Source organism: Pseudomonas sp. PI1, from assembly GCF_000812405.1.
Classification (GTDB): Bacteria; Pseudomonadota; Gammaproteobacteria; order Pseudomonadales; family Pseudomonadaceae; genus Pseudomonas; species Pseudomonas citronellolis.
On record NZ_JWMC01000041.1, the window covers coordinates 40,219 to 61,053 of the forward strand.

Annotated in this window: 23 protein-coding genes; 9 read left to right on the top strand and 14 right to left on the bottom strand. The window is 67.3% G+C overall.

The genetic code is table 11. The features are described 5' to 3' along the window. Positions 1 to 15 precede the first annotated feature (15 nt). On the top strand, positions 16 to 639 hold the full coding sequence (locus tag RN02_RS13945) for a LysE family translocator (RefSeq protein ID WP_043315004.1): 624 nt from the start codon (positions 16 to 18) through the stop codon (positions 637 to 639). 28 nt (positions 640 to 667) lie between these two features. Here the strand turns inward: RN02_RS13945 and RN02_RS13950 are convergent, their stop codons facing one another. From RN02_RS13950 to RN02_RS13975, 6 genes are all read right to left on the bottom strand, one after another. Next, the gene (locus RN02_RS13950; protein WP_043315005.1) at positions 668 to 1,399 is read right to left on the bottom strand and encodes a hypothetical protein; all 732 of its coding nucleotides are present in this window, start codon (positions 1,397 to 1,399) and stop codon (positions 668 to 670) included. Positions 1,400 to 1,469: 70 nt separating this feature from the next. After that, positions 1,470 to 1,850, bottom strand: a complete 381-nt coding sequence (locus RN02_RS13955) for a RidA family protein (RefSeq protein ID WP_009614149.1) — start codon at positions 1,848 to 1,850, stop codon at positions 1,470 to 1,472. 24 nt (positions 1,851 to 1,874) lie between these two features. Next, on the bottom strand, positions 1,875 to 3,986 hold the full coding sequence (gene spoT, locus RN02_RS13960) for a bifunctional GTP diphosphokinase/guanosine-3',5'-bis pyrophosphate 3'-pyrophosphohydrolase (protein WP_043268111.1): 2,112 nt from the start codon (positions 3,984 to 3,986) through the stop codon (positions 1,875 to 1,877). Positions 3,987 to 4,040: 54 nt separating this feature from the next. Then, positions 4,041 to 4,307, bottom strand: coding sequence for a DNA-directed RNA polymerase subunit omega (gene rpoZ / locus RN02_RS13965; RefSeq protein ID WP_009614145.1), 267 nt, complete (start codon positions 4,305 to 4,307; stop codon positions 4,041 to 4,043). An 89-nt stretch (positions 4,308 to 4,396) separates the two neighbouring features. Continuing rightward, positions 4,397 to 5,017, bottom strand: a complete 621-nt coding sequence (gene gmk, locus RN02_RS13970) for a guanylate kinase (protein ID WP_043315006.1) — start codon at positions 5,015 to 5,017, stop codon at positions 4,397 to 4,399. Positions 5,018 to 5,058: 41 nt separating this feature from the next. Beyond that, positions 5,059 to 5,922, bottom strand: a complete 864-nt coding sequence (locus RN02_RS13975) for a YicC/YloC family endoribonuclease (protein ID WP_043315007.1) — start codon at positions 5,920 to 5,922, stop codon at positions 5,059 to 5,061. A gap of 164 nt (positions 5,923 to 6,086) precedes the next feature. Between RN02_RS13975 and rph the strand changes: the two genes are divergently transcribed. After that, positions 6,087 to 6,806 (top strand): ribonuclease PH, encoded by a 720-nt coding sequence (rph, locus tag RN02_RS13980; RefSeq protein WP_009614139.1) that lies wholly within the window; start codon positions 6,087 to 6,089, stop codon positions 6,804 to 6,806. Positions 6,807 to 6,822: 16 nt separating this feature from the next. Further along, positions 6,823 to 7,185, top strand: a complete 363-nt coding sequence (locus RN02_RS13985; protein WP_043268113.1) for a DUF4870 domain-containing protein — start codon at positions 6,823 to 6,825, stop codon at positions 7,183 to 7,185. 62 nt (positions 7,186 to 7,247) lie between these two features. On the opposite strand, the gene RN02_RS13990 is transcribed toward RN02_RS13985, so the two are convergent. Beyond that, on the bottom strand, positions 7,248 to 8,027 hold the full coding sequence (locus tag RN02_RS13990; RefSeq protein WP_043315008.1) for an exodeoxyribonuclease III: 780 nt from the start codon (positions 8,025 to 8,027) through the stop codon (positions 7,248 to 7,250). 82 nt (positions 8,028 to 8,109) lie between these two features. Here RN02_RS13990 and pyrE point away from each other — a divergent pair, with 82 nt between their 5' ends. Then, positions 8,110 to 8,751, top strand: a complete 642-nt coding sequence (pyrE, locus tag RN02_RS13995; protein ID WP_009614134.1) for an orotate phosphoribosyltransferase — start codon at positions 8,110 to 8,112, stop codon at positions 8,749 to 8,751. A gap of 19 nt (positions 8,752 to 8,770) precedes the next feature. Continuing rightward, entirely contained in the window at positions 8,771 to 9,409 is a 639-nt protein-coding gene (locus RN02_RS14000) for a DUF4124 domain-containing protein (protein WP_152623760.1), read from the top strand. Positions 9,410 to 9,413: 4 nt separating this feature from the next. Here RN02_RS14000 and RN02_RS14005 read toward each other — a convergent pair whose 3' ends face one another. The 5 genes from RN02_RS14005 to coaBC are packed head-to-tail and all read right to left on the bottom strand — an operon-like array spanning position 9,414 to position 15,163. Continuing rightward, complete coding sequence (locus RN02_RS14005) at positions 9,414 to 9,857, bottom strand: acyl-CoA thioesterase (protein WP_009614129.1); 444 nt, start codon at positions 9,855 to 9,857, stop codon at positions 9,414 to 9,416. A gap of 56 nt (positions 9,858 to 9,913) precedes the next feature. After that, positions 9,914 to 10,822 carry an acetylglutamate kinase gene (argB, locus tag RN02_RS14010; protein WP_043315009.1) on the bottom strand — a complete coding sequence of 303 codons (909 nt, stop codon included), beginning with the start codon at positions 10,820 to 10,822 and terminating at the stop codon, positions 9,914 to 9,916. 25 nt (positions 10,823 to 10,847) lie between these two features. Further along, positions 10,848 to 13,454: a phosphomannomutase/phosphoglucomutase gene (locus RN02_RS14015; RefSeq protein ID WP_043315010.1), complete on the bottom strand. Its 2,607-nt coding sequence runs from the start codon at positions 13,452 to 13,454 to the stop codon at positions 10,848 to 10,850. A gap of 37 nt (positions 13,455 to 13,491) precedes the next feature. Next, positions 13,492 to 13,947: a dUTP diphosphatase gene (gene dut / locus RN02_RS14020; protein ID WP_009614122.1), complete on the bottom strand. Its 456-nt coding sequence runs from the start codon at positions 13,945 to 13,947 to the stop codon at positions 13,492 to 13,494. Between the two features lie 7 nt (positions 13,948 to 13,954). Further along, complete coding sequence (gene coaBC / locus RN02_RS14025; protein ID WP_009614121.1) at positions 13,955 to 15,163, bottom strand: bifunctional phosphopantothenoylcysteine decarboxylase/phosphopantothenate--cysteine ligase CoaBC; 1,209 nt, start codon at positions 15,161 to 15,163, stop codon at positions 13,955 to 13,957. 140 nt (positions 15,164 to 15,303) lie between these two features. Between coaBC and radC the strand changes: the two genes are divergently transcribed. Further along, positions 15,304 to 15,978 carry a RadC family protein gene (gene radC, locus RN02_RS14030; RefSeq protein WP_009614120.1) on the top strand — a complete coding sequence of 225 codons (675 nt, stop codon included), beginning with the start codon at positions 15,304 to 15,306 and terminating at the stop codon, positions 15,976 to 15,978. Between the two features lie 48 nt (positions 15,979 to 16,026). On the opposite strand, the gene RN02_RS14035 is transcribed toward radC, so the two are convergent. Continuing rightward, positions 16,027 to 17,598, bottom strand: a complete 1,572-nt coding sequence (locus RN02_RS14035) for an ABC transporter substrate-binding protein (protein ID WP_043315011.1) — start codon at positions 17,596 to 17,598, stop codon at positions 16,027 to 16,029. A 366-nt stretch (positions 17,599 to 17,964) separates the two neighbouring features. On the opposite strand from RN02_RS14035, the gene rpmB reads away from it, so the two are divergent. Beyond that, positions 17,965 to 18,201 (top strand): 50S ribosomal protein L28, encoded by a 237-nt coding sequence (rpmB, locus tag RN02_RS14040; protein WP_009614118.1) that lies wholly within the window; start codon positions 17,965 to 17,967, stop codon positions 18,199 to 18,201. Between the two features lie 12 nt (positions 18,202 to 18,213). Continuing rightward, positions 18,214 to 18,369, top strand: coding sequence for a 50S ribosomal protein L33 (gene rpmG, locus RN02_RS14045; RefSeq protein WP_009614117.1), 156 nt, complete (start codon positions 18,214 to 18,216; stop codon positions 18,367 to 18,369). Positions 18,370 to 18,617: 248 nt separating this feature from the next. Here rpmG and RN02_RS14050 read toward each other — a convergent pair whose 3' ends face one another. Next, complete coding sequence (locus tag RN02_RS14050) at positions 18,618 to 18,980, bottom strand: cupin domain-containing protein (protein ID WP_009614116.1); 363 nt, start codon at positions 18,978 to 18,980, stop codon at positions 18,618 to 18,620. Positions 18,981 to 19,250: 270 nt separating this feature from the next. Here RN02_RS14050 and RN02_RS14055 point away from each other — a divergent pair, with 270 nt between their 5' ends. Next, the gene (locus RN02_RS14055) at positions 19,251 to 20,744 is read left to right on the top strand and encodes an aldehyde dehydrogenase (RefSeq protein ID WP_009614115.1); all 1,494 of its coding nucleotides are present in this window, start codon (positions 19,251 to 19,253) and stop codon (positions 20,742 to 20,744) included. The last annotated feature ends 91 nt before the right edge of the window (positions 20,745 to 20,835 follow it).

The window sequence follows — 20,835 nt, forward strand, 5'->3', positions numbered from 1 at the left end:
TTCCGGGAGAACGCCATGTTCGCCGCCTTCGCGCTGGTCGCCAGCACCCATTTCGCCGCCCTGCTGTCGCCGGGGCCGGACTTCTTCCTGCTGATCCGCGCCGCCCTGCTGCGCGGTCGCCGCCATGCCGACGGCTGCGCCAGCGGCATCGCCCTGGCCAACCTGGCGAGCATGGGGCTGGTGCTGCTGGTTCTCGGCCAACTGCCCGACCTGGCGAACCACGGCCTGCGGGTGGTGCAGCTGCTGGGCGGGGCCTACTTCGTCTGGCTGGGCGCCCAGGCGGTGTTGGCGCGGCGCGAACTGGAGATTCCCGGGGAAAGCGCTGGGCAGCGCGCTGGAGGTTTCTTCCACGGCCTGCGCGAAGGCTTCCTGGCCAGCAGCCTGAACCCCAAGCTGCCGATCTTCTACACCGGGCTGTTCGGCGTGCTCGGGCCCTTCCACCTGCCGGGTTGGGCGCTCGGCGCCTGCGTGCTGTGGATGGGCGCGGTGGTGCTGTTCTGGGACCTGGCCCTGGTGCGCCTGCTGGATCGGCGGCGCTGGCGCGGCTGGCTGCAGCGCCGGGTGCGCGCGCTGGACCGTACCTGCGGCGCCCTGCTGCTGGCGCTGGGCGGCTGGTTGCTCTGGCTGGGCGTGCGCTGAAGGCGCCGCGCGGGGCGGCGCCGGCGGCTCAGTCGCGTTCCAGCAGCCAGACGCGCTTGCCCGGGGCGTATTCGGGCATTTCGTCGGCCTGGGCGCGGTTCACCGCTTCGAAGAGTTCCAGCTTGTCGTCCTCGCGCTGGAACAGGTATTCGCGGCCCTGGCGGCCCTGCTGCAGCCAGATGCTGTCGCTGTCGCCGCTCATGGCCGCGCAGTCGCCGGCCAGACACAGGGCGTAGCGGTCGGCGCTGGGCATGCCCTCCACGCGGCCGTCGGCCTGGAAGGTCACCTTGCTGCCCTGGCCCGGGCCTTCCTGGATCACCCAGGTGCCCTTGAGGAAGCTGCCGTACAGGGCGCGCTGGAAGCTGGCGCCGATGGGCGCCGGGCCCTGCTGTTCGGGGCGGGCGAAGCGCTGTTCCGGCCAGTTCTCGCTGCCCACCTGCACCAGTTGCTTGCCGTCCACCGCCAGCTCTTCCTGCTTGCTGCCGTAGAAGGCCACCTGCCAGTGCTTCTTGTCCGCCGGGTCCTGGCTCAGCTGGCCTTCGCCCTGTTCGAAGCCGTTGCTGTAGGTCGCCTGCTGGCGCTTGGTGTCGAGCCGCCATTCCAGGTTGGGCCCGTAGGCCAGCAGCGCCTCGCGCAGCTTGCCGCTCTTGCTGGCGGCGTCGATGGCGGCCTGGTTGATCCAGGTGCCGGACGGATCGGGGGTGCCGGCACAGCCGGTCAGCAGGCCAAGCAGGGCGCTCAGGACGAGGGCGCGACGCATGCGGGTGCTCCTTGCGGACGAACGGGGAAAAACGAACGGGGCCGCGAGGGCCCCGTTCGGGAGTGGAGGATTACTCCAGGACGACGATGGCGTCCATCTCGACCTGGGCACCCTTGGGCAGGGCGGCCACGCCGATGGCGGCGCGCGCCGGGTAGGGCTGGGTGAAGTAGCGGCCCATGATCTCGTTGACCTTGGCGAAGTGCGACAGGTCGGTGAGGAAGATGTTCAGCTTGGCCACGTCGTGCAGGTAGCCGCCGGAAGCCTCGATCACCGCCTTGAGGTTCTCGAACACCTGGACGACCTGCTCCTCGAAGCCCTCGACCAGTTCCATGGTCTGCGGGTTCAGCGGGATCTGCCCGGAGACGTAGACGGTGTTGCCGGCCTTGATCGCCTGGGAGTAGGTGCCGATGGCCGCGGGGGCCTTGTCGGTGTGGATAACGGTCTTGGTCATGTCGACTCCTTGCGAGGGGTGGGATCAGCTGCGCACGCGGGTGATCCGGACCACCCCCTTGAGCGCGCGCAGCTTCTTGATGACGCGGGCCAGGTGCACGCGGTCGTGCACGCTGACCACCAATTGGACCACGCTGACGCGACCGTCGCGCTCGTCCATGCTGATCTTCTCGATGTTGCCGTCGGCGGCGTTGACGCTGGTCGCCAGCAGGGCGATCAGGCCGCGCTGGTGTTCCAGCTCGACGCGCAGCTCGACGTTGAACTCCCCGGTGACATCCTTGGCCCAGCTGAGCTGGATGCATTTTTCCGGGTTGTTGCGGATTTCGCTGATGTTCCTGCAGCTTTCCAGGTGCACCACCATGCCCTTGCCGGCCGACAGGTGGCCGACGATGGGGTCGCCGGGGATCGGCGTGCAGCACTTGGCGTAGCTCAGCACCAGGCCCTCGGTGCCGCGGATCGCCAGCGGCCCCTCGGCGTTGGTGGCGGCGGCGTCGCCTTCGCTGGAGAGCAGGCGGCGGGCGACCACGTAGGCCATGCGGTTGCCCAGGCCGATTTCTTCCAGCAGGTCCTCGAAGACTTCCATGCGGTACTCGTTGAGCACGCCCTGGATGCGTTCGGCGGGGATCTTCTCCAGGTGGCTGTCGAAGCCGGCGAGGGTTTTGTTCAGCAGGCGCTCGCCAAGGCTGATGGACTCGGAGCGGCGCTGCTGCTTGAGCGCGTGGCGGATGTGCGTGCGCGCCTTGCCGGTGACCACGAAGTTGAGCCAGGCCGGGTTCGGCCGGGTGCCCGGCGCGGTGACGATCTCCACCGTCTGGCCGCTCTGCAGCGGTTCGGACAGCGGCGCCAGGCGGCGGTTGATGCGGCAGGCGATGCAACTGTTGCCCACGTCGGTGTGCACCGCGTAGGCGAAGTCCACTGCCGTGGAGCCCTTGGGCAGCTCCATGATGCGGCCCTTGGGCGTGAAGATGTAGACCTCGTCCGGGAACAGGTCGATCTTCACGTTCTCGATGAATTCCAGCGAGTTGCCGGCGCGCTGCTGCAGTTCGAGGATGCCCTTGACCCATTGGCGGGCGCGGGCGTGGGTGCCTTTCTGCACCTCGTCCTCGTTGGACTTGTACAGCCAGTGCGCGGCGATGCCGTGGTTGGCCATCTCTTCCATCTCGCGGGTGCGGATCTGGATCTCGATGGGCACGCCGTGCATGCCGAACAGGGTGGTGTGCAGCGACTGGTAGCCGTTGGCCTTGGGAATCGCGATGTAGTCCTTGAAGCGACCGGGGAACGGCTTGTACAGGTTGTGCACGGCGCCGAGCACGCGGTAGCAGGTGTCGACCTTGTCGACGATGATGCGGAAGGCGTAGACGTCCATGATCTCGTTGAACGCCTTGCGCTTGCCGCGCATCTTCTTGTAGATGCTGAACAGGTGCTTCTCGCGGCCCAGGACCTGGCCTTCCATGCCTTCGCGGGCGAGGCAGTTGACCAGCGATTCCTGGATCTTGCCGACGATCTCGCGACGGTTGCCGCGGGCCTTCTTCACCGCCTGGCGGATGCGCTCGGAGCGCATCGGGTGCATGGCCTTGAAGCCCAGGTCCTCGAATTCCACGCGCATGCTGTGCATGCCCAGGCGGTTGGCGATGGGCGCGTAGATTTCCAGGGTTTCCTTGGCGATGCGCCGGCGCTTCTCGCCGGACAGCACTTCCAGGGTGCGCATGTTGTGCAGGCGGTCGGCCAGCTTGACCAGGATCACGCGGATGTCGCGGGCCATGGCCATGGCCATCTTCTGGAAGTTCTCGGCCTGGGCCTCGGCCTTGGACTCGAAGTTCATCTGGGTCAGCTTGCTGACCCCGTCCACCAGTTCCGAGACGGTTTCGCCGAACTGCGCGGTAAGCGCTTCCTTGGCGATGCCGGTGTCCTCGATCACGTCGTGCAGCATGGCCGCCATCAGGCTCTGATGGTCCATGTGCATGTCGGCGAGGATGTTGGCGACGGCGAGCGGATGGGTGACGTAGGCCTCGCCGCTGCGGCGGCGCTGCCCGTCGTGGGCCTGCTCGGCGTAGTAGTAGGCACGGCGGACCAGGTTGACCTGGTCCGGACCGAGATAGCTCGAGAGCCGGTCGGCGAAGGCGTCTATGCTCGGCAAGGCATCACCCCCTGCCGAGTGGACGGCGCCTGTGGTCGTCGGCCGGTCATCGAATTACAGGGCCTCGTTGTTGGCCTCGTCTTCGAAGGCGGCGAACAGCGGTTCTTCTTCAACCACGTCCTCCTGCTGAACGACTTCAGCATCGACCAGGCCGGAAGCGATCTCGCGCAGGGCGACCACGGTGGGCTTGTCGTTTTCCCAGGCTACCTTCGGCTCCTTGCCGCCGGTGGCCAGCTGGCGCGCGCGCTTGGTGGCGAGCATGACCAGCTCGAAACGGTTATCGACGTTGTCCAGGCAGTCTTCGACGGTGACGCGGGCCATGGTGTTCCTCGTTGCGGAAAATGGAGCCCGGGTTTCCGGGCGGACTGAATAGTCTAAAAAATCGCCAATCTTTATGGAAGGGCCGTTTGTTATGCCGACGGCTGCAACAGCTCTTCGAGCAACCGCTCGTGGCGCTTCTGCTGGGCGTCCTGGCGCAGCTGGCGGGCACGGAAGATCGACTTGAGGTCTTCCAGAGCATGGGCGAAATCGTCGTTGATCACCAGGTGATCGTATTCGACGTAGTGACTCATTTCGTTGACCGCCTCGCGCATGCGCCGCTCGATCACCTCGTCGCTGTCCTGGCCGCGGTTGGTCAGGCGCTGGCGCAGGGCGTGCCGGCTCGGCGGCAGGATGAAGATCGACTGCGCGTGGGGCATCAGCCGTCGCACCTGCTGGGCGCCCTGCCAGTCGATCTCGAGGATCAGGTCGAGGCCTTCGGCGAGGGTCTTTTCCACCCAGCGCTGCGAGGTGCCGTAGAGGTTGCCGAAGACTTCGGCGTGCTCGAGGAACTCGTCGCGTTCGAGCATGGCGGTGAAGGTGTCGCGGCCGACGAAGTGGTAGTTCACCCCGTCCACCTCGCCCGGGCGCATGCCGCGGGTGGTGTGGGAGACCGAGACGCGCACGCTGGGCATGGCCTCGAGCAGCGACTTCACCAGGCTGGTCTTGCCGGCGCCGGAAGGCGCGGAAACGATGTAGAGGGTGCCGGACATGACTGAATCCTGGGGCTATGGGTGGAAAGCGAGCGCGCGGCTCACTCGATATTCTGGACCTGCTCGCGCATCTGTTCGATGAGCACCTTGAGGTTCACCGCGGCCTGGGTCGAGCGCGGGTCGAAGGCCTTGGAGCCGAGGGTGTTGGCCTCGCGGTTGAGTTCCTGCATGAGGAAATCCAGGCGGCGGCCGGCGGCGCCACCGGCCTTGAGCACGCGGCGCACCTCGGCGACGTGGGTGCTCAGGCGGTCGAGCTCCTCGGCGACGTCGCTCTTCTGCGCCAGCAGGACCATTTCCTGCTCCAGGCGCTGCGGGTCGGCTTCCAGCTTCAGTTCGGCGAAGCGGTCGAGGATCTTCTGCCGCTGGTTGCCGAGCATCTGCGGCACCAGTTCGCGCAGGTTGGCCACTTCTTCCTGCATGGCGCCCAGGCGCTCGTCGATGATCCGCGCCAGTTCCGCGCCTTCGCGGGCACGGCCGGCCTTGAGCTCGTCCAGCGCCTGGTTGAAGGCGGTCATGGCCTCGGCGTTGAGCGCCTGCGGGTCGGCGGCATCGCCCACCAGCACGCCCGGCCAGGCCAGCACGGCCAGCGGGTCGATGGGCGCCGGCTGCTTGATCAGCGCGGCCACGCCCTCGGCGGCGGCCACCAGTTGCGCGGCGCGCTCGCGGTCGACCTGCAGCGGCTTGCCGGCGGTGTCCTCGTTGAAGCGCAGGGTGCATTCCACCTTGCCGCGCGACAGGCCCTGGCGCAGCGCCTCGCGCACCGGGCCTTCGAGGTCGCGGAAGGTTTCCGGCAGGCGCAGGTTCGGCTCCAGGTAGCGGTGGTTCACCGAGCGCAGTTCCCAGCTCAGGGTCCCATTGGTCCCGGCCCGTTCGACGCGGGCGAAGGCGGTCATGCTGTGAACCATGGGGCTACCTCGCTGTGATTCGACTGAAAGCGATGAAATGTCATCGTGAACCGGCAATTGTACCCCAGCGGGGCCGGCCGCCGCACGCCGGCGGTGGTTGCCTGGCTGCCGGGGCCTCTATAATGGCGGCCAGTATCCGATTCAATCTCGCATAGGAAGTCTCGATGAACCGTCCCAGTGGCCGCGCCGCCGACCAGTTGCGCCCGATCCGCATCACCCGCCACTACACCAAGCATGCCGAGGGTTCGGTTCTGGTGGAGTTCGGCGACACCAAGGTGATCTGCACCGTGAGCGCCGAGAGCGGCGTGCCGCGCTTCCTCAAGGGCCAGGGGCAGGGCTGGCTGACCGCCGAGTACGGCATGCTGCCGCGCTCCACCGGCGAGCGGAATGCCCGCGAGGCCAGCCGCGGCAAGCAGGGCGGCCGCACCCTGGAGATCCAGCGCCTGATCGGCCGTTCGCTGCGCGCCGCGCTGGACCTGACCAAGCTGGGCGAGAACACCCTGTACATCGACTGCGACGTGATCCAGGCCGACGGCGGCACCCGCACCGCGTCCATCACCGGCGCCACCGTGGCGCTGATCGACGCCCTGGCGGTGCTGAAGAAGCGCGGCGCGCTCAAGGGCAACCCGCTCAAGCAGATGGTCGCCGCGGTCTCCGTGGGCATCTACCAGGGCGTGCCGGTGCTCGACCTGGACTACCTGGAGGATTCCGCCGCCGAGACCGACCTGAACGTGGTGATGACCGACGCCGGCGGCTTCATCGAGGTGCAGGGCACCGCCGAAGGCGAGCCGTTCAAGCCCGCCGAACTGAACGCCATGCTGGAACTGGCGCAGCAGGGCATGCAGGAAATCTTCGAACTGCAGCGCGCCGCGCTGGCCGACTGACGCGGGAGGGGCGGGGATGAACGACGAACTGCAAGCGCGGCCGAGCCAGGAAGCCCGGCAGTGGGCGATGTTCTGCCACTTCTCCGCCTTCCTCGGGCTGGTCTTTCCCTTCGGCAACCTGCTGGGGCCGCTGATCGTCTGGCAGATCAAGCGCGAGTCCGATCCCTTCGTCGACAGCCAGGGCAAGGAAGCGCTGAACTTCCAGATCACCGTCAGCCTGGCGATGCTGGTCAGCTTCTTCCTCTGCCTGCTGGTGATCGGCTTCCTGCTGCTGGCGCTGGTCTGCGCCGGCGCCCTGGTGCTGACCGTGATTGCCGGGGTCAAGGCCAACGAGGGCCGCGACTACCGCTATCCGTTCACCTGGCGGCCATTGAAGTAGCTGCTAGAAGCTGGAAGCGTGGCGGCTTTTGCTTCCAGCTTCAGGCTTCTAGCTTCCAGCTCTCAAATACTGAGCGTCCAGTCGTAGTCGATGATCAGCGGCGCGTGGCGCGAGAAGCGCGGCTGCCGCGGCAGCTTGGCGTTGCGCACGAAGCGGCGCAGACCCGGGGTGAGGATCTGGTAGTCGAAGCGCCAGCCCAGGTTCAGCATTTCGGCCTGCTCGCTGTCCGGCCACCAGCTGTACTGGTCGCCTTCGCGGTTGACCTCGCGCAGGGCATCGACGTAGCCCATGTTGCCGAACACCTCGTCCATCCAGCCGCGCTCGGGCGCGAGGAAGCCGGGCATCTGCTGGCATTCGCGCCAGTTCTTCACGTCCAGCTTGTTGTGGGCCAGGTACAGCGACCCACAATAGATGTACTCGCGGCGCTTGCGGCGCTGCTTGTTCAGGTAGGCGGCGAAGTCTTCCATGAACTTGAACTTCTGGTTCAGGTTCTCGTCACCCTCCTGCCCGCTCGGCAGAAGAATGCTGGCAATACTCACCTTATCGAAATCGGCTTGCAGGTAGCGCCCGTAACGATCGGCCATCTCGAAACCCAGCCCGCTTATGACGGCCTTGGGTTGCAGACGACTATAGATTGCGACGCCACCCTGGCTGGGCACTTCGGCGTCGCAGGCGTACAGGAAGTAGCCGTCCAGCTGGTAGGACGGGTCGTCCAGATCGAAAGCGGAGGCGCGGGTATCCTGCAAGCAGATCACGTCGGCATTCTGGGCTTGCAACCAGCTGAGCAATCCCCGCTCGGCTGCAGCCTGAATACCATTCACGTTCACACTGATGATCCGCATAAATGGCCCCCAAAATCACGTGTGTGTATGATACCCGAGCTCAAACGGTTTAGCTAAATTCATACCGGCCGGTTCTATTCCCATGCAGGCATATCAACGCGATTTCATCCGTTTCGCCATCGAGCGCGGCGTACTGCGCTTCGGCGAATTCACGCTCAAGTCCGGGCGCACCAGCCCCTATTTCTTCAATGCCGGCCTGTTCAACAGTGGCCTGGCGTTGGCCAAGCTGGGGCGCTTCTACGCCGCCGCGGTCGTCGACAGCGGCATCGATTTCGATGTCCTGTTCGGCCCGGCCTATAAAGGAATCCCGCTGGCGGCCGCTACAGCGGTGGCGCTGGCCGAGCAGCACGGGCGCGACCTGCCCTGGTGCTTCAACCGCAAGGAAGCCAAGGACCACGGCGAAGGCGGCACCCTGGTGGGCGCGCCGCTGGCCGGCCGGGTGCTGATCGTCGACGACGTGATCACCGCCGGCACCGCGATCCGCGAGGTCATGCAGATCATCGAGGCCCAGGGCGCCAGGGCCGCCGGCACGCTGATCGCGCTGAACCGCCAGGAGCGCGGCCGCGGCGAGCTGTCGGCGATCCAGGAAGTGGAGCGCGACTTCGGCATGCCGGTGGTCAGCATCGTGTCCCTGGAGCAGGTCCTCGAATACCTGGCCGGCGACGCCGAGCTCAAGCGTCACCTGCCGGCGGTCGAGGCCTATCGCGCGCAGTACGGAATCTAACCAGAACAGGGTGTCCGGCATGGCCAAGCAGGGTGCTTTACGCCGTGGTGCATTGATGGGGTTGCTGGCCTTCGGGCTGGCCGGGCCGGCGCTGGCGGCGAACGCCGCCGGCAATCCCTCGTCCGGCGGCGCCGTCGAGATGTACCGCTACGTCAACGACAAGGGCGTGACCGTCATCGATCGCCTGGGCGTGCCGTCGCAGTACATCGGCAAGGGCTACGAGGTGCTCAACGAGCAGGGGCGGGTGATCCGCGTGGTGCCGCCGGCGCCGACCGCGGAGGAAATCCAGCAGCGCAAGGCCGCTGCCGCCCAGGCCAGTTCCGATGCCCAGCTGCTGCGCCTGTACACCAGCGTCGAGGACGTCGACCGCGCCCGCGAGCGCAAGCTGTCCGAGCTGGATGGCCTGAGCAGCGTGGCCCGGGGCAACCTGCAGTCGCTGAAGACGCAGCAGGGCAACCTGCAGGCCCAGGCCGCCGACGCCGAGCGCGCCGGGCGCCAGGTGCCGCAGCAACTGGTCGAGCAGTTGGCCAACCTGAAGGACGAGGAGCAGCGCCTGCTGCGCGACATCGCCCACTACCAGCAGCTGCGCGCCCAGGCCAAGGCTGCCTTCGAGGCGGACCGCGCGCGCCTCGCGCAATTGCTCGGCGCCTCCCGCTAGTCCGTCAGTCGACGGGCAGGTGCTCGAATTTCGCGATGCGCTCGCGCAGCCAGCCCGGTAGGGGCTGGCTCTGCCGCTGGTCGTTGGCGTAGGCGTAGATCAGCTCGCCGAGGGTCAGCGGCTGGCCCTCGCACCAGATCGCCACCTGGAAGGTCAGGCTGCTGCGCCCCAGGCGCGCGACGCGCACGCCCATGTCCAGCCAGTCGTCGTAGCGCGCCGGGGCGAAGTACTCCAGGCTGCTCTTCACCGCGAACAGGTCGCCGCCGCCGCGCAGCAGGTCGGCCGGGTAGCGGATCTCCAGGTTGCGGTAGTACTCGGTGGTGGCGACGTCCGCGTAGGTCAGGTAGTTGCCGTTGAAGACGATGCCCTGCGGGTCGACCTCCGACCAGCGCACGCGCAGGCTGTGGAAGAAGTGGAACTGGTGGCGTTCAGGGAAGACTGAAGGCATTGCGGCCTCCGGAAGGAAGAGGGAACCGCCACGGCGGGCGCCGTGGCGGGTAGTGCTCAGTGACGCGGCTTGCGGTTGCTGATCAGGGTGCCGACGCCGCTGTCGGTGAAGATTTCCAGCAGCACGGCGTTGGGCACGCGGCCATCGATGATGTGCGCGCTGGTCACGCCGCCCTGTACCGCTTCCAGGGCGCAGCGGATCTTCGGCAGCATGCCGCCGTAGATGGTGCCGTCGGCGATCAGGCTGTCGACTTGCTCGGTGGTCAGGCCGGTGAGCACCTGGCCCTGCTTGTCCATCAGGCCGGCGATGTTGGTCAGCAGCATCAGCTTCTCGGCCTTCAGCGCCTCGGCCACCTTGCCGGCCACCAGGTCGGCGTTGATGTTGTACGACTCGCCGTTGGCGCCCACGCCGATGGGCGCGATCACCGGGATGAAGTCGCCCCTGACCAGCATGTTCAGCAGCTCGGTGTTGACCCCGGTGACCTCGCCGACGTGGCCGATGTCGATGATTTCCGGCTTGGTCATCTCCGGCGTCTGGCGGGTGACGGTGAGCTTCTTCGCGCGGATCAGCTCGGCGTCCTTGCCGGTCAGGCCGATGGCGCTGCCGCCGTGGCGGTTGATCAGGTTGACGATGTCCTTGTTCACCTGGCCGCCGAGGACCATCTCCACCACGTCCATGGTCTGCGCGTCGGTGACGCGCATGCCGTCGATGAAGTGGCTCTCGATGGACAGGCGGTTGAGCAGGTCGCCGATCTGCGGGCCGCCGCCGTGCACCACCACCGGGTTGATGCCGACCGCCTTCATCAGCACCACGTCGCGGGCGAAGCTGTTCTTCAGCTCGTCGGTCTCCATGGCGTTGCCGCCGTACTTGATGACCAGCGTCTTGCCGACGAAACGGCGGATGTAGGGAAGCGCTTCGGCAAGGACGCGGGCTACCTGGGCTGCGTCATCGCGGCTCTGGGACATGGTGCTGGGCTCCGGCATGGTCAGGTCAGAAGGGGATGGTCAGGGCGGGGTCGACCGCCTTGAGCTGGTTGCGGAACACGTCCTTGATGCGTTCCAGTTCGGCTTCGGAATCCGCCTCGAAGCGCAGCACCAGCACCGGCGTGGTGTTGGAGGCGCGTACCAGGCCCCAGCCCTTGGGATAATCGACACGCACGCCGTCGAGGGTGGTGAGGTTGGCCTCGCCCCACTGGCCGTCGCGCTGCAGCGCTTCGATCAGGGCGAACTTGCTCTCGTCGGTGACGGTGATGTTGATTTCCGGTGTTGAGACGTCCAGCGGGAAGGCCGAGAACACATGCTCGCTGTCGCGTTTGTCGAGGCTGATGATCTCCAGCAGGCGGGCGGCGCTGTAGATGCCGTCGTCGAAGCCGTACCAGCGCTCCTTGAAGAAGATGTGGCCGCTCATCTCGCCGGCCAGCAGCGCGCCGGTTTCCTTCATCTTCTTCTTGATCAGCGAGTGGCCGGTCTTCCACATCACCGGGCGGCCGCCGTAGCCGCTGATGAGGGAGATCAGGCGGCGGGTGCACTTGACGTCGAAGATGATGTCGGCGCCCGGGTTGCGCGAGACCACGTCCTTGGCGAACAGCATCAGCAGGCGGTCGGGGTAGATGATGGTGCCTTCGTTGGTCACCACGCCCACGCGGTCGCCGTCGCCGTCGAAGGCCAGGCCGAGGTCGGCGCCGGTTTCCTTGACCTTGGCGATCAGGTCTTCGAGGTTCTCCGGCTTGCCCGGGTCCGGATGGTGGTTGGGGAAGGTGCCGTCGACGTCGCAGTACAGCGGGATGACGGTGCAGCCCAGGGCCTCGATCAGTTGCGGGGCGATCACGCCGGCGACGCCGTTGCCGCAGTCCACCACCACTTTCAGCGGCTTGGCCAGGGCGATGTCGTCACGGATCTGCTGGAAGTAGCGCGGCAGGATGTCCACCTGCTGCACCTTGCCCACGCCGCTGGCGAGGTCATTGTTCTCGATGCGCTCGCGCAGGGCCTGGATCTGCTCGTTGGCCAGGGTCTCGCCGGCGACGACGATCTTGAAGCCGTTGTAGTCCGGCGGGTTGTGGCTGCCGGTGAGCATCACGCCCGACTTGCCCTCCAGGACGTTGGCCGCGTAGTACAGCACCGGGGTCGGCACCATGCCGATGTCGGTGACCTGGCAGCCGCAGTCGAGCAGGCCCTGGATCAGTTGCTGGACCAGCTCCGGGCCCGACAGGCGGCCGTCGCGGCCGACGCTGACGCAGGGCTCGCCGCGGGCCAGGCTCTCGGAACCGATGGCGCGGCCCACCCAGTAGGCGGTCTCGGCGGTCAGGGTGTCGCCGACCACGCCGCGGATATCGTAGGCGCGGAAGATGCTGGCGGGCAGTTGCGGGGCTTTGGGCGTGCTCATGGCGGGGGTTTGCTCCAATCCCAGGAGGTCCTGGTCTTCATCAAGAATGTCGATGTCCAGAATGTCGGTGTTCTGGAACAGTGGGTCGACCAGCTGCGTCTCGGCGCTGGCCGGCTTGTCGATCTTCGCCGCCACTGGGCGGGGCTCGGGGGCCGGTGCGGGGCTGGCGGGGGCCGGGGGCTCGGCCTTGCGCCTGGGCTGCCGCGCCAGCGCCTGGGCCAGCGGTTGCAGTGCGGCGAGGCCGACTTCAGGTGCTTTGGCAGTGCGCTGGCCACCGAGTTCCTGCAAGTACTGACCGATGGCCTGGGCGTCCTGGCGCAGGCGCCGTTGCAGGGCGCTTTGCGCGAGGTACACGCCCAGCAGCGCGCCGGCCAGCGCCAGCAGTGCGGCGCAGCCCAGCAGAGCCGGGGGATACAGCGCGGCGGTCAGGGCCGGGCCGGGGGTGAAGCTGAGTTTCCAGTTCGGGTTGCCGCTGGCCAGGTTCAGCGGCGCGGCGTTGCCGGCCTCGCCGCGTTGCAGCAGGACCTGCGCCGGCGAGCTGCCGAACTGCTGGGCCAGCTGCAGCTGGCCGGTGTCGGCGGGCATGTCCGGCAGGGCCTTGAGCAGGCGCTGCAGGTCGAAGACCAGCATCAGGCTGCCCTGGATGGCGTTGTCCGGGCCGCGCAGCGCGGTGACGCTGTAGAGCAGCCAGCGCTGGCCGACGCGGTAGGCCTCGGGGGCGACGTTCTGCCCGCTCTCGGCGCGGCGCAGCATGTCCAGGGCAGCGTAGTTCAGCGGGCCGGGGCGCTGGTTGTCCTGGCTGGCCTGGCCGCTGGCGTTGAGATGGACGTCCACCAGGCCGTCCTGGTGCCAGTGGGCGAGGGTGGCCTCCAGGGCGCGGGCGCTGTTGGCGTCGGCCAGCGCCGGCAGCAGCGCGGGGTTGGCGGCGGCGCTACGGGTGTCGGCGGCGAGCTGGAGCAGGGCCTGGCGCAGGGCGCCGGACTGGCTTTCGCCCCAGGCGCCGGCCAGCTGCTGGCGGTGCATCTGCTCGGCGCTGCCGAACAGCGTCAGCCACAGCAGGGCGCCGGCGGCGGCCACGCCGAGGGTCGCCACACCCAGGGCCGGCAGCAGCGACTTGAGTTCCGGCCGGGCCGCCGGGCCTGCCGAAGCCTTCGGCGGCGGGGCGACTTCCGGCAGGTCGGCCGTTCCCTTGGCACTGCGTTGGAAAAGTTTCATGCAACATCTCCTCGGCGAATCGTCCTGGAGGATTGTGTCAGTGGCTGCCCGAGTGCCCGAAACCGCCGGCGCCACGCTGGCTTTCGTCGAAGCTGTCGACCAGCTCGAAATGCGCCTGCACCACCGGCACCAGCACCAGCTGGGCGATGCGCTCGCCGATGGCGATGGTGAAGGGGGTGTTGCCGCGGTTCCAGCAGGAGACCATCAGCTCGCCCTGGTAGTCCGAGTCGATCAGCCCGACCAGGTTGCCCAGCACCACGCCGTGCTTGTGGCCCAGGCCCGAGCGCGGCAGCACCAGCGCGGCCAGGCCCGGGTCGGCGATGTAGATGGACAGGCCGGTGGGGATCAGCAGCGTCTGGCCGGGTTCGAGGACGGTGTCCTGCTTGAGCATGGCGCGCAGGTCCAGGCCGGCGGAACCGGGGGTGGCGTACTGCGGCAGGGGGAATTCGGCGCCCAGGCGCGGGTCGAGGATCTTGGCTTGCAGGGAATGCATCGGGTTCTCAGTGTCGTTTCAGGCGGTCGGCGATGAAGGCGATCAGCTGGCGGGCGATCTTGCCCTTGCTGGTCTGGGCGAAGGCAGTTTCGTGCAATTCGCGGTCGATCACGGTGATCGCGTTCTCTTCGCTGTTGAAACCGATCGAGGGGTTGGCCACGTCGTTGGCCACGATCAGGTCGAGGTTCTTGTCCTTGAGCTTGCGCGAGGCGTACTCCAGCAGGTTCTCGGTCTCCGCGGCGAAGCCCACGCTGAACGGCCGGTCGGCGCGCTGGGCGAGGGTGGCGAGGATATCCGGGTTGCGCACCAGCTGCAGCAGCAGGCCGTCGCCCGTGGTCGGGTCCTTCTTCAGTTTCTGCGTGGCGACCAGCTCGGGGCGGTAGTCGGCCACCGCGGCGGCGGCGATCAGCAGGTCGGCCGGCATCGCGGCTTCGCAGGCGGCGAGCATGTCGCGGGCGCTGACCACGTCGACGCGGCTCACCCGGTCGGGCGTCGGCAGGTGCACTGGGCCGGTCACCAGGGTCACCCGCGCGCCGGCTTCGGCGGCGGCCTCGGCCAGGGCGAAGCCCATCTTCCCGGAGCTGTGGTTGGTGATGTAGCGCACCGGGTCGATGTTTTCCTGGGTCGGGCCGGCGGTGATCAGCACGTGCTGGCCGGTCAGCGAGAGGAACTGGAAGCAGTCGGCGGCGCGCTGGGCCAGCTCCTCGGCCTCGAGCATGCGCCCGGGCCCGACGTCGCCGCAGGCCTGGCTGCCGGCGGCCGGGCCGAAGAAGTGCAAACCGCGGCCACGCAGCAGTTCGGCATTGGCCTGGGTGGCCGGGTCGCGCCACATGGCCTGGTTCATCGCCGGGGCCAGGGCGACCTGGGCATCGGTGGCCAGCACCAGGGTGGTCAGCAGGTCGTTGGCCACGCCCTGGGCCAGGCGCGCCATGACGTCGGCGGTGGCCGGGGCGATCAGCACCAGGTCGGCCCAGCGGGCCAGCTCGATGTGGCCCATGGCCGCTTCGGCGGCGGGGTCGAGCAGGTCCAGGTGCACCGGGTGGCCGGACAGCGCCTGGAGCGTCAGCGGGGTGATGAACTCACGGCCGCCCTGGGTCATCACCACGCGGACTTCCGCGCCCTGGTCGCGCAGGCGGCGGACCAGTTCGGCGCTCTTGTAGGCCGCAATACCGCCGCCCACGCCGAGGACGATGCGTTTTCGATAGAGCCGCTGCATAGGCCCGCCTTATCTTCGGAATTGGATGACGCGCGTCAGGGCCGGAGACGCCTCCCCAGGCCTCCGGTCGCGCGAAAGGGACGGGCTAAGATAGCACAGCGCCCGCCCCGGCACAGCGGGCGGCTCGACAGGGAGGTTGCATGAGCATTCGTCACTGGCCCGCAGCAGAACGCCCGCGGGAAAAACTCCTCGAACGCGGCGCGGCGAGCCTCAGCGACGCCGAGCTGCTGGCCATCTTCCTGCGCACCGGCGTGGTCGGCTGCAGCGCGGTGGAGCTGGCGCGGCGCCTGCTCCATGAGTTCGGCAGCCTGCGCGCGCTGCTGGAGGCGGACCAGGCCAGCTTCAGCAGCCACCTGGGCCTGGGCCGCGCCAAGTACGCCCAGCTGCAGGCGGTGCTGGAGATGGCCCGCCGCCACCTGGCCGAGCAGCTGCGCCGCGATTCCGCCCTGGAGAGCCCGCAGGCGGTGCGCGACTTCCTCAAGGCGCGGCTGCGCCACGAGGCCCACGAGGTGTTCGCCTGCCTGTTCCTCGACGGCCGCCACCGCGTCCTGGCCTTCGAGGTGTTGTTCCACGGCTCCATCGACAGCGCCAGCGTCTACCCGCGCCAGGTGGTCAAGCGCGCCCTGGCGCACAACGCCGCGGCGCTGATCCTCAGTCACAACCATCCCTCGGGCATCACTGAGCCGAGCCAGGCCGACCGCAGGCTGACGCAGCGCCTGAAGGACGCCCTGGCGTTGGTGGACGTGCGCGTGCTCGACCACTTCATCGTCGGCGACGGCGAGCCGCTGTCGATGGCGGAGATGGGCTGGGTGTGAGGCTCGCCGTGGGGCCGGTATCGCGCCGGCCCCACGTTGAACGACGCCTCAGAGGCTGACCTTGGAGAAATCCTGGCGGCCGAACGGGTTCACGGCGTAGCCCTTGACCTCCTTGCGCAGCAGCACCGAGGCCGTGGGGTGCGCCAGCGGCAGCCACAGGGCCTGGTCGTGGATCAGCTGCTGGGCGTCGTGGTAGAGCGCGCTGCGCTTGTCCTGCTCGCTCAGCGCCTTGCCCTGGCTGATCAGGCCGTCCAGCTTCGGGTCGCAGAAGCGCGCGAAGTTCAGCCCGGACTTCACGCTGGCGCAGGAAAACTGCGGGGTAAGGAAGTTGTCCGGGTCGCCGTTGTCGCCGGCCCAGCCCATGAACAACAGGTCGTGCTCGCCGGCCTTGGCGCGGCGGATCAGCTCGCCCCACTCGATCACGCGGATCCCGGCCTGGATGCCGACCTTGGCCAGGTCGGCCTGCAGCAGCTGTGCGCCCAGGCTCGGGTTGGGGTTGAGCAGGCTGCCGCTGGGGCGCGTCCAGATGGTGGTCTTGAAGCCGTCCTTCAGGCCGGCCTTTTCCAGCAGTGCCTTGGCCTGGGCGGGGTCGTGGGGGTAGCCGGGGATGTCCTTGGCATAGCTCCAGGTGTTCGGCGGGTAGACACCCTCGGCGGCAGTGGCGCTGCCCTCGAACACCGACTTCAGGTAGGTCTGGCGGTCGAAGGCGAGGTTGATCGCCTGGCGCACCTCGGGCTTGTCCAGCGGCGGGTGCTGGCTGTTCAGGGCGACGAAGGCGGTCATGAACGCCGGCGTCTGCTCAATGCGCAGGGCCGGGTCCTTGGCCGCGGCCTCGACGTCCAGCGGCTTGGGCGACAGGGCGATCTGGCATTCGCCGCGCTTCAGGCGCTGCAGGCGCACGTTGGCGTCTGGGGTGATGGCGAACAGCAGGTTGTCCACCGCCGGCTTGCCGGCGAAGTAGTCCGGGTTGGCGGTGTAGCGGATCTGCGCGTCCTTCTGGAAGCGCTTGAAGACGAAGGGGCCGCTGCCGATGGGCTGGGCGTTGAGCTTCTCCGGGGTGCCGGCCTTCATCAGCTGGTCGGCGTACTCGGCTGAATAGATGGAGGCGAAGCCCATGCTGAGCATGGGCAGGAAGGTGGCGTCGGGGTGGCTCAGGGTGAAGCGCACCTGGTGCTCGTCGACCTTCTCCACGGCTTTTATCAGGGCCGGCAGCTGCAGCGACTGGGCGTGGGGGAAGCCGCTCTGCGCCACCTTGTGCCAGGGGTTGGCGGGGTCGAGCATGCGCCGGAAGCTGAACAGCACGTCGTCGGCGCCCAGCTCGCGGCTGGGGCTGAAGTAGTCGGTGTGGTGGAACTTCACCCCGCCGCGCAGCTTGAAGTCGTAGGTCAGGCCGTCGGCGGAGACCGTCCAGCTCTCGGCCAGGCTCGGCACCACCTTGCCCTGCGCCGCATCGAACTCCACCAGGCGGTTCATCAGCACGTCGGCCGAGGCGTTGGTGGTGGTCAGGGCATTGAACTGCACGACGTCGAAGCCGTCGGGGCTGGCCTCGGTGCAGACACTGAGGGTGCTGGCGCCGGCCAGGGCGGGGGCCAGCAGCAGGGCGAGTGGAAGCAGACGCATGACGGACTCCGGAAATGGTGGGAAAATGCCCGTCCCGTGGGCTGGGCGCAGTCATGCAAGGCCGTTGTCGGCCTTGAACCGGCTACCCTAGACCAAGCCGCCGCCGGGGACAACGGTGAAAGTCGACGAACGGCAAGGGCGCCGGGCCGCGGCCGCGCTGCGCCGGCATGTGGATAAGCCGCTTGCTCCCTTGCGACACTAAGCGGCTTTCTGATATAAAGCTGCGCTCTTTTCTGGGGCCCTGCCCCGTCGACTCGGAATCGAGTGGCGGTCGGGCAGGTAAGACCCGGGTGGAAACCAAGTATCAACGAGTTCAAGCAGCCAACCCATGCCGGGTTTGGCATGTGGTTTATAGAGGGCTGAGCCATGTCGAGAGTTTGCCAAGTGACCGGTAAGGGTCCGGTTACCGGGAACAACATTTCCCACGCACACAACAAAACCCGCCGCCGTTTCCTGCCGAACCTGCAGCACCACCGTTTCTGGGTTGAGTCCGAGAAGCGCTTCGTACGCCTGCGCGTTTCCGCCAAGGGCATGCGTATCATCGACAAGCGTGGCATCGAGGCCGTCCTGAACGACCTGCGCGCCCGCGGCGAAAAATTCTAAGGAGCTGCAATCATGCGTGAACTGATCCGTCTGGTGTCCAGCGCCGGTACCGGCCACTTCTACACCACCGACAAGAACAAGCGCACCAAGCCTGAGAAGATCGAGATCAAGAAGTTCGATCCGGTCGTTCGCAAGCACGTGATCTACAAGGAAGCCAAGATCAAGTAATTGATCCCGGCCCTTGCGAAGAAACCCGCCAATTGGCGGGTTTTTTCATGTCTGCGCGGCGGGGCTGGTGGGGCCGTTCGTGCCACCGGGGCGTCCGGCGTGGCCGGCGAATCCCATCGCGGACGAAGCCCGCTCGCCGTCCGCGATTGGGTCCGCCGGACAATCCCCGGCAAAACACGGGCGCCACGCAGAAACAAAAACGCCGCTTCCCCTCACCGGAAAAGCGGCGTTTTTTCGTCAAACAGCTATCAAGCCTTCTGTTCGAAGATCACATAGACCTTGCGGCAAGGCTCCAGCACCTCCCAGGTGCCCTTGAAGCCGGCCGGGATGACGAAGCGGTCGCCGGTGCGCACGGTCTTGGCGCCGCCGTCGGCGTCGCGGATCACCGACACGCCCTGGAGGATCTCGCAGTATTCGTGCTCGGTGTAGTTGATGGTCCAGTGGCCGACCGCGCCTTCCCAGATGCCGACGTTGAACTGGCCGCAGGGGCTGGCGTAGTGGTTGCGCACGCTTTGCTCGGGATCGCCCTTGAGGACCTTCTCCGGCGCCGGGCGGTAGTGCTCGGCGGCGGTGCCGGCCTGGGCGAAGTCGACGATCTGCTCGATGTTCATGCTGACTCTCGTTTTATTGTGGGTTGTACGAGTGCTCCGCCACTGCGGGCGGGCCCGGACGGAGGCGGAATCGATGGAGTCTATGTTTAATAAAACGAACGTGACAAGGCGTTTTGGTGCCAAAGTGTCAAAAATATTGAAAATTCGCCCATCCCGGTTTAGGGTGGCGGACAGCGTGGCCCTCGCGCCGCCTTGCAGAATTTCTGACAGCGCGCCCATCCCCGGGGCGCCGGGACTTCGATAAGTAATTCAATAAGAGGACAAGTTGTCATGAGTACCCTCACTCGCGCCGACTGGGAAGCTCGCGCCCAGAACCTGAAGATCGAAGGCCGCGCCTTCGTCGACGGCCAGTACGTCGATGCCGCCGACGGCGCCACCTTCGACTGCATCAGCCCGGTGGATGGCCGCTTCCTGGCCAAGGTCGCCAGCTGCGACGCCGCCGACGCCGAGCGCGCCGTGCAGGTTGCCCGTGCCGCCTTCGAGTCCGGCGTGTGGTCGCGCCAGGCGCCGGCCAAGCGCAAGAAGGTCATGATCCGCTTCGCCGAGCTGATGATGCAGCACGCCGAAGAACTGGCCCTGCTGGAAACCCTGGACATGGGCAAGCCGATCAGCGACGCGCTGAACATCGACGTCGCCAGCGCCGCCAACAGCATCCGCTGGAATGCCGAAGCCATCGACAAGGTCTACGACGAAGTCGCCGCCACCCCGCATGATCAACTGGGCCTGGTCACCCGCGAAGCCGTGGGCGTGGTCGCCGCCATCGTGCCGTGGAACTTCCCTCTGCTGATGTCCTGCTGGAAGCTCGGCCCGGCCCTGGCCACCGGCAACTCGGTGATCCTCAAGCCGTCCGAGAAGTCGCCGCTGACCGCCATCCGCGTCGCCCAGCTGGCCGTCGAGGCCGGCATCCCGAAAGGCGTGCTGAACATCCTGCCGGGCTTCGGCCACACCGTGGGCAAGGCCCTGGCCCTGCACATGGACGTCGACACCCTGGTGTTCACCGGTTCGACCAAGATCGCCAAGCAGCTGATGGTCTACGCCGGCGAGTCGAACATGAAGCGCGTATGGCTGGAAGCCGGCGGCAAGAGCCCGAACATCGTCTTCGCCGACGCGCCTGACCTGAAGGCCGCCGCCGAATCCGCCGCCAGCGCCATCGCCTTCAACCAGGGCGAAGTGTGCACCGCCGGTTCCCGCCTGCTGGTGGAGAAATCCATCAAGGCCGAGTTCCTGCCGCTGGTGGTCGAAGCGCTGAAGGCCTGGAAGCCGGGCAACCCGCTGGACCCGGAAACCAACGTCGGCGCGCTGGTCGACACCACCCAGATGAACAACGTGCTGAGCTACATCCAGGCCGGCCACGACGACGGCGCCAAGCTGGTGGCCGGCGGCAAGCGCACCCTGGAAGAGACCGGCGGCACCTACGTCGAGCCGACCATCTTCGATGGCGTGACCAACGCCATGCGCATCGCCCGCGAGGAAATCTTCGGGCCGGTGCTGTCGGTGATCGAGTTCGAGGACGCCGAGGAAGCCGTGCGCATCGCCAACGACACCCCATACGGCCTGGCCGCCGCGGTCTGGACCAGCAACCTGTCCAAGGCCCACCTGATCGGCAGGGCCCTGCGCGCCGGCAGCGTGTGGATCAACCAGTACGACGGCGGCGACATGACCGCGCCCTTCGGTGGCTTCAAGCAGTCGGGCAACGGCCGCGACAAGTCGCTGCACGCCTTCGACAAGTACACCGAGCTGAAGGCTACCTGGATCAAGCTGTAATAACGTTCGGAGGGGCTGCGCGTCGGCCATGCTGCGTTGTGATCGGATTCGGCCTGCTCATTTACCGGAGTAAACTGCGCGTCCGAATCCG

Bases quoted from the DNA above. Each gene is read 5' to 3' on its own strand.
- pyrE (WP_009614134.1), top strand. From the start codon at position 8,110: ATGCAGGCATATCAACGCGATTTCATCCGTTTCGCCATCGAGCGCGGC.
- rpoZ (WP_009614145.1), bottom strand. From the start codon at position 4,307: ATGGCCCGCGTCACCGTCGAAGACTGCCTGGACAACGTCGATAACCGT.
- argB (WP_043315009.1), bottom strand. From the start codon at position 10,822: ATGTCCCAGAGCCGCGATGACGCAGCCCAGGTAGCCCGCGTCCTTGCC.
- rpmG (WP_009614117.1), top strand. From the start codon at position 18,214: ATGCGTGAACTGATCCGTCTGGTGTCCAGCGCCGGTACCGGCCACTTC.
- dut (WP_009614122.1), bottom strand. From the start codon at position 13,947: ATGCATTCCCTGCAAGCCAAGATCCTCGACCCGCGCCTGGGCGCCGAA.
- RN02_RS13990 (WP_043315008.1), bottom strand. From the start codon at position 8,027: ATGCGGATCATCAGTGTGAACGTGAATGGTATTCAGGCTGCAGCCGAG.
- RN02_RS14005 (WP_009614129.1), bottom strand. From the start codon at position 9,857: ATGCCTTCAGTCTTCCCTGAACGCCACCAGTTCCACTTCTTCCACAGC.
- RN02_RS14035 (WP_043315011.1), bottom strand. From the start codon at position 17,598: ATGCGTCTGCTTCCACTCGCCCTGCTGCTGGCCCCCGCCCTGGCCGGC.
- RN02_RS14000 (WP_152623760.1), top strand. From the start codon at position 8,771: ATGGCCAAGCAGGGTGCTTTACGCCGTGGTGCATTGATGGGGTTGCTG.
- RN02_RS14055 (WP_009614115.1), top strand. From the start codon at position 19,251: ATGAGTACCCTCACTCGCGCCGACTGGGAAGCTCGCGCCCAGAACCTG.
- coaBC (WP_009614121.1), bottom strand. From the start codon at position 15,163: ATGCAGCGGCTCTATCGAAAACGCATCGTCCTCGGCGTGGGCGGCGGT.
- RN02_RS14050 (WP_009614116.1), bottom strand. From the start codon at position 18,980: ATGAACATCGAGCAGATCGTCGACTTCGCCCAGGCCGGCACCGCCGCC.
- RN02_RS13985 (WP_043268113.1), top strand. From the start codon at position 6,823: ATGAACGACGAACTGCAAGCGCGGCCGAGCCAGGAAGCCCGGCAGTGG.
- RN02_RS14015 (WP_043315010.1), bottom strand. From the start codon at position 13,454: ATGAAACTTTTCCAACGCAGTGCCAAGGGAACGGCCGACCTGCCGGAA.
- gmk (WP_043315006.1), bottom strand. From the start codon at position 5,017: ATGTCCGGCACCCTCTACATCGTTTCCGCGCCTTCCGGCGCCGGCAAG.
- radC (WP_009614120.1), top strand. From the start codon at position 15,304: ATGAGCATTCGTCACTGGCCCGCAGCAGAACGCCCGCGGGAAAAACTC.
- RN02_RS13945 (WP_043315004.1), top strand. From the start codon at position 16: ATGTTCGCCGCCTTCGCGCTGGTCGCCAGCACCCATTTCGCCGCCCTG.
- rpmB (WP_009614118.1), top strand. From the start codon at position 17,965: ATGTCGAGAGTTTGCCAAGTGACCGGTAAGGGTCCGGTTACCGGGAAC.
- RN02_RS13955 (WP_009614149.1), bottom strand. From the start codon at position 1,850: ATGACCAAGACCGTTATCCACACCGACAAGGCCCCCGCGGCCATCGGC.
- RN02_RS13950 (WP_043315005.1), bottom strand. From the start codon at position 1,399: ATGCGTCGCGCCCTCGTCCTGAGCGCCCTGCTTGGCCTGCTGACCGGC.
- rph (WP_009614139.1), top strand. From the start codon at position 6,087: ATGAACCGTCCCAGTGGCCGCGCCGCCGACCAGTTGCGCCCGATCCGC.
- RN02_RS13975 (WP_043315007.1), bottom strand. From the start codon at position 5,922: ATGGTTCACAGCATGACCGCCTTCGCCCGCGTCGAACGGGCCGGGACC.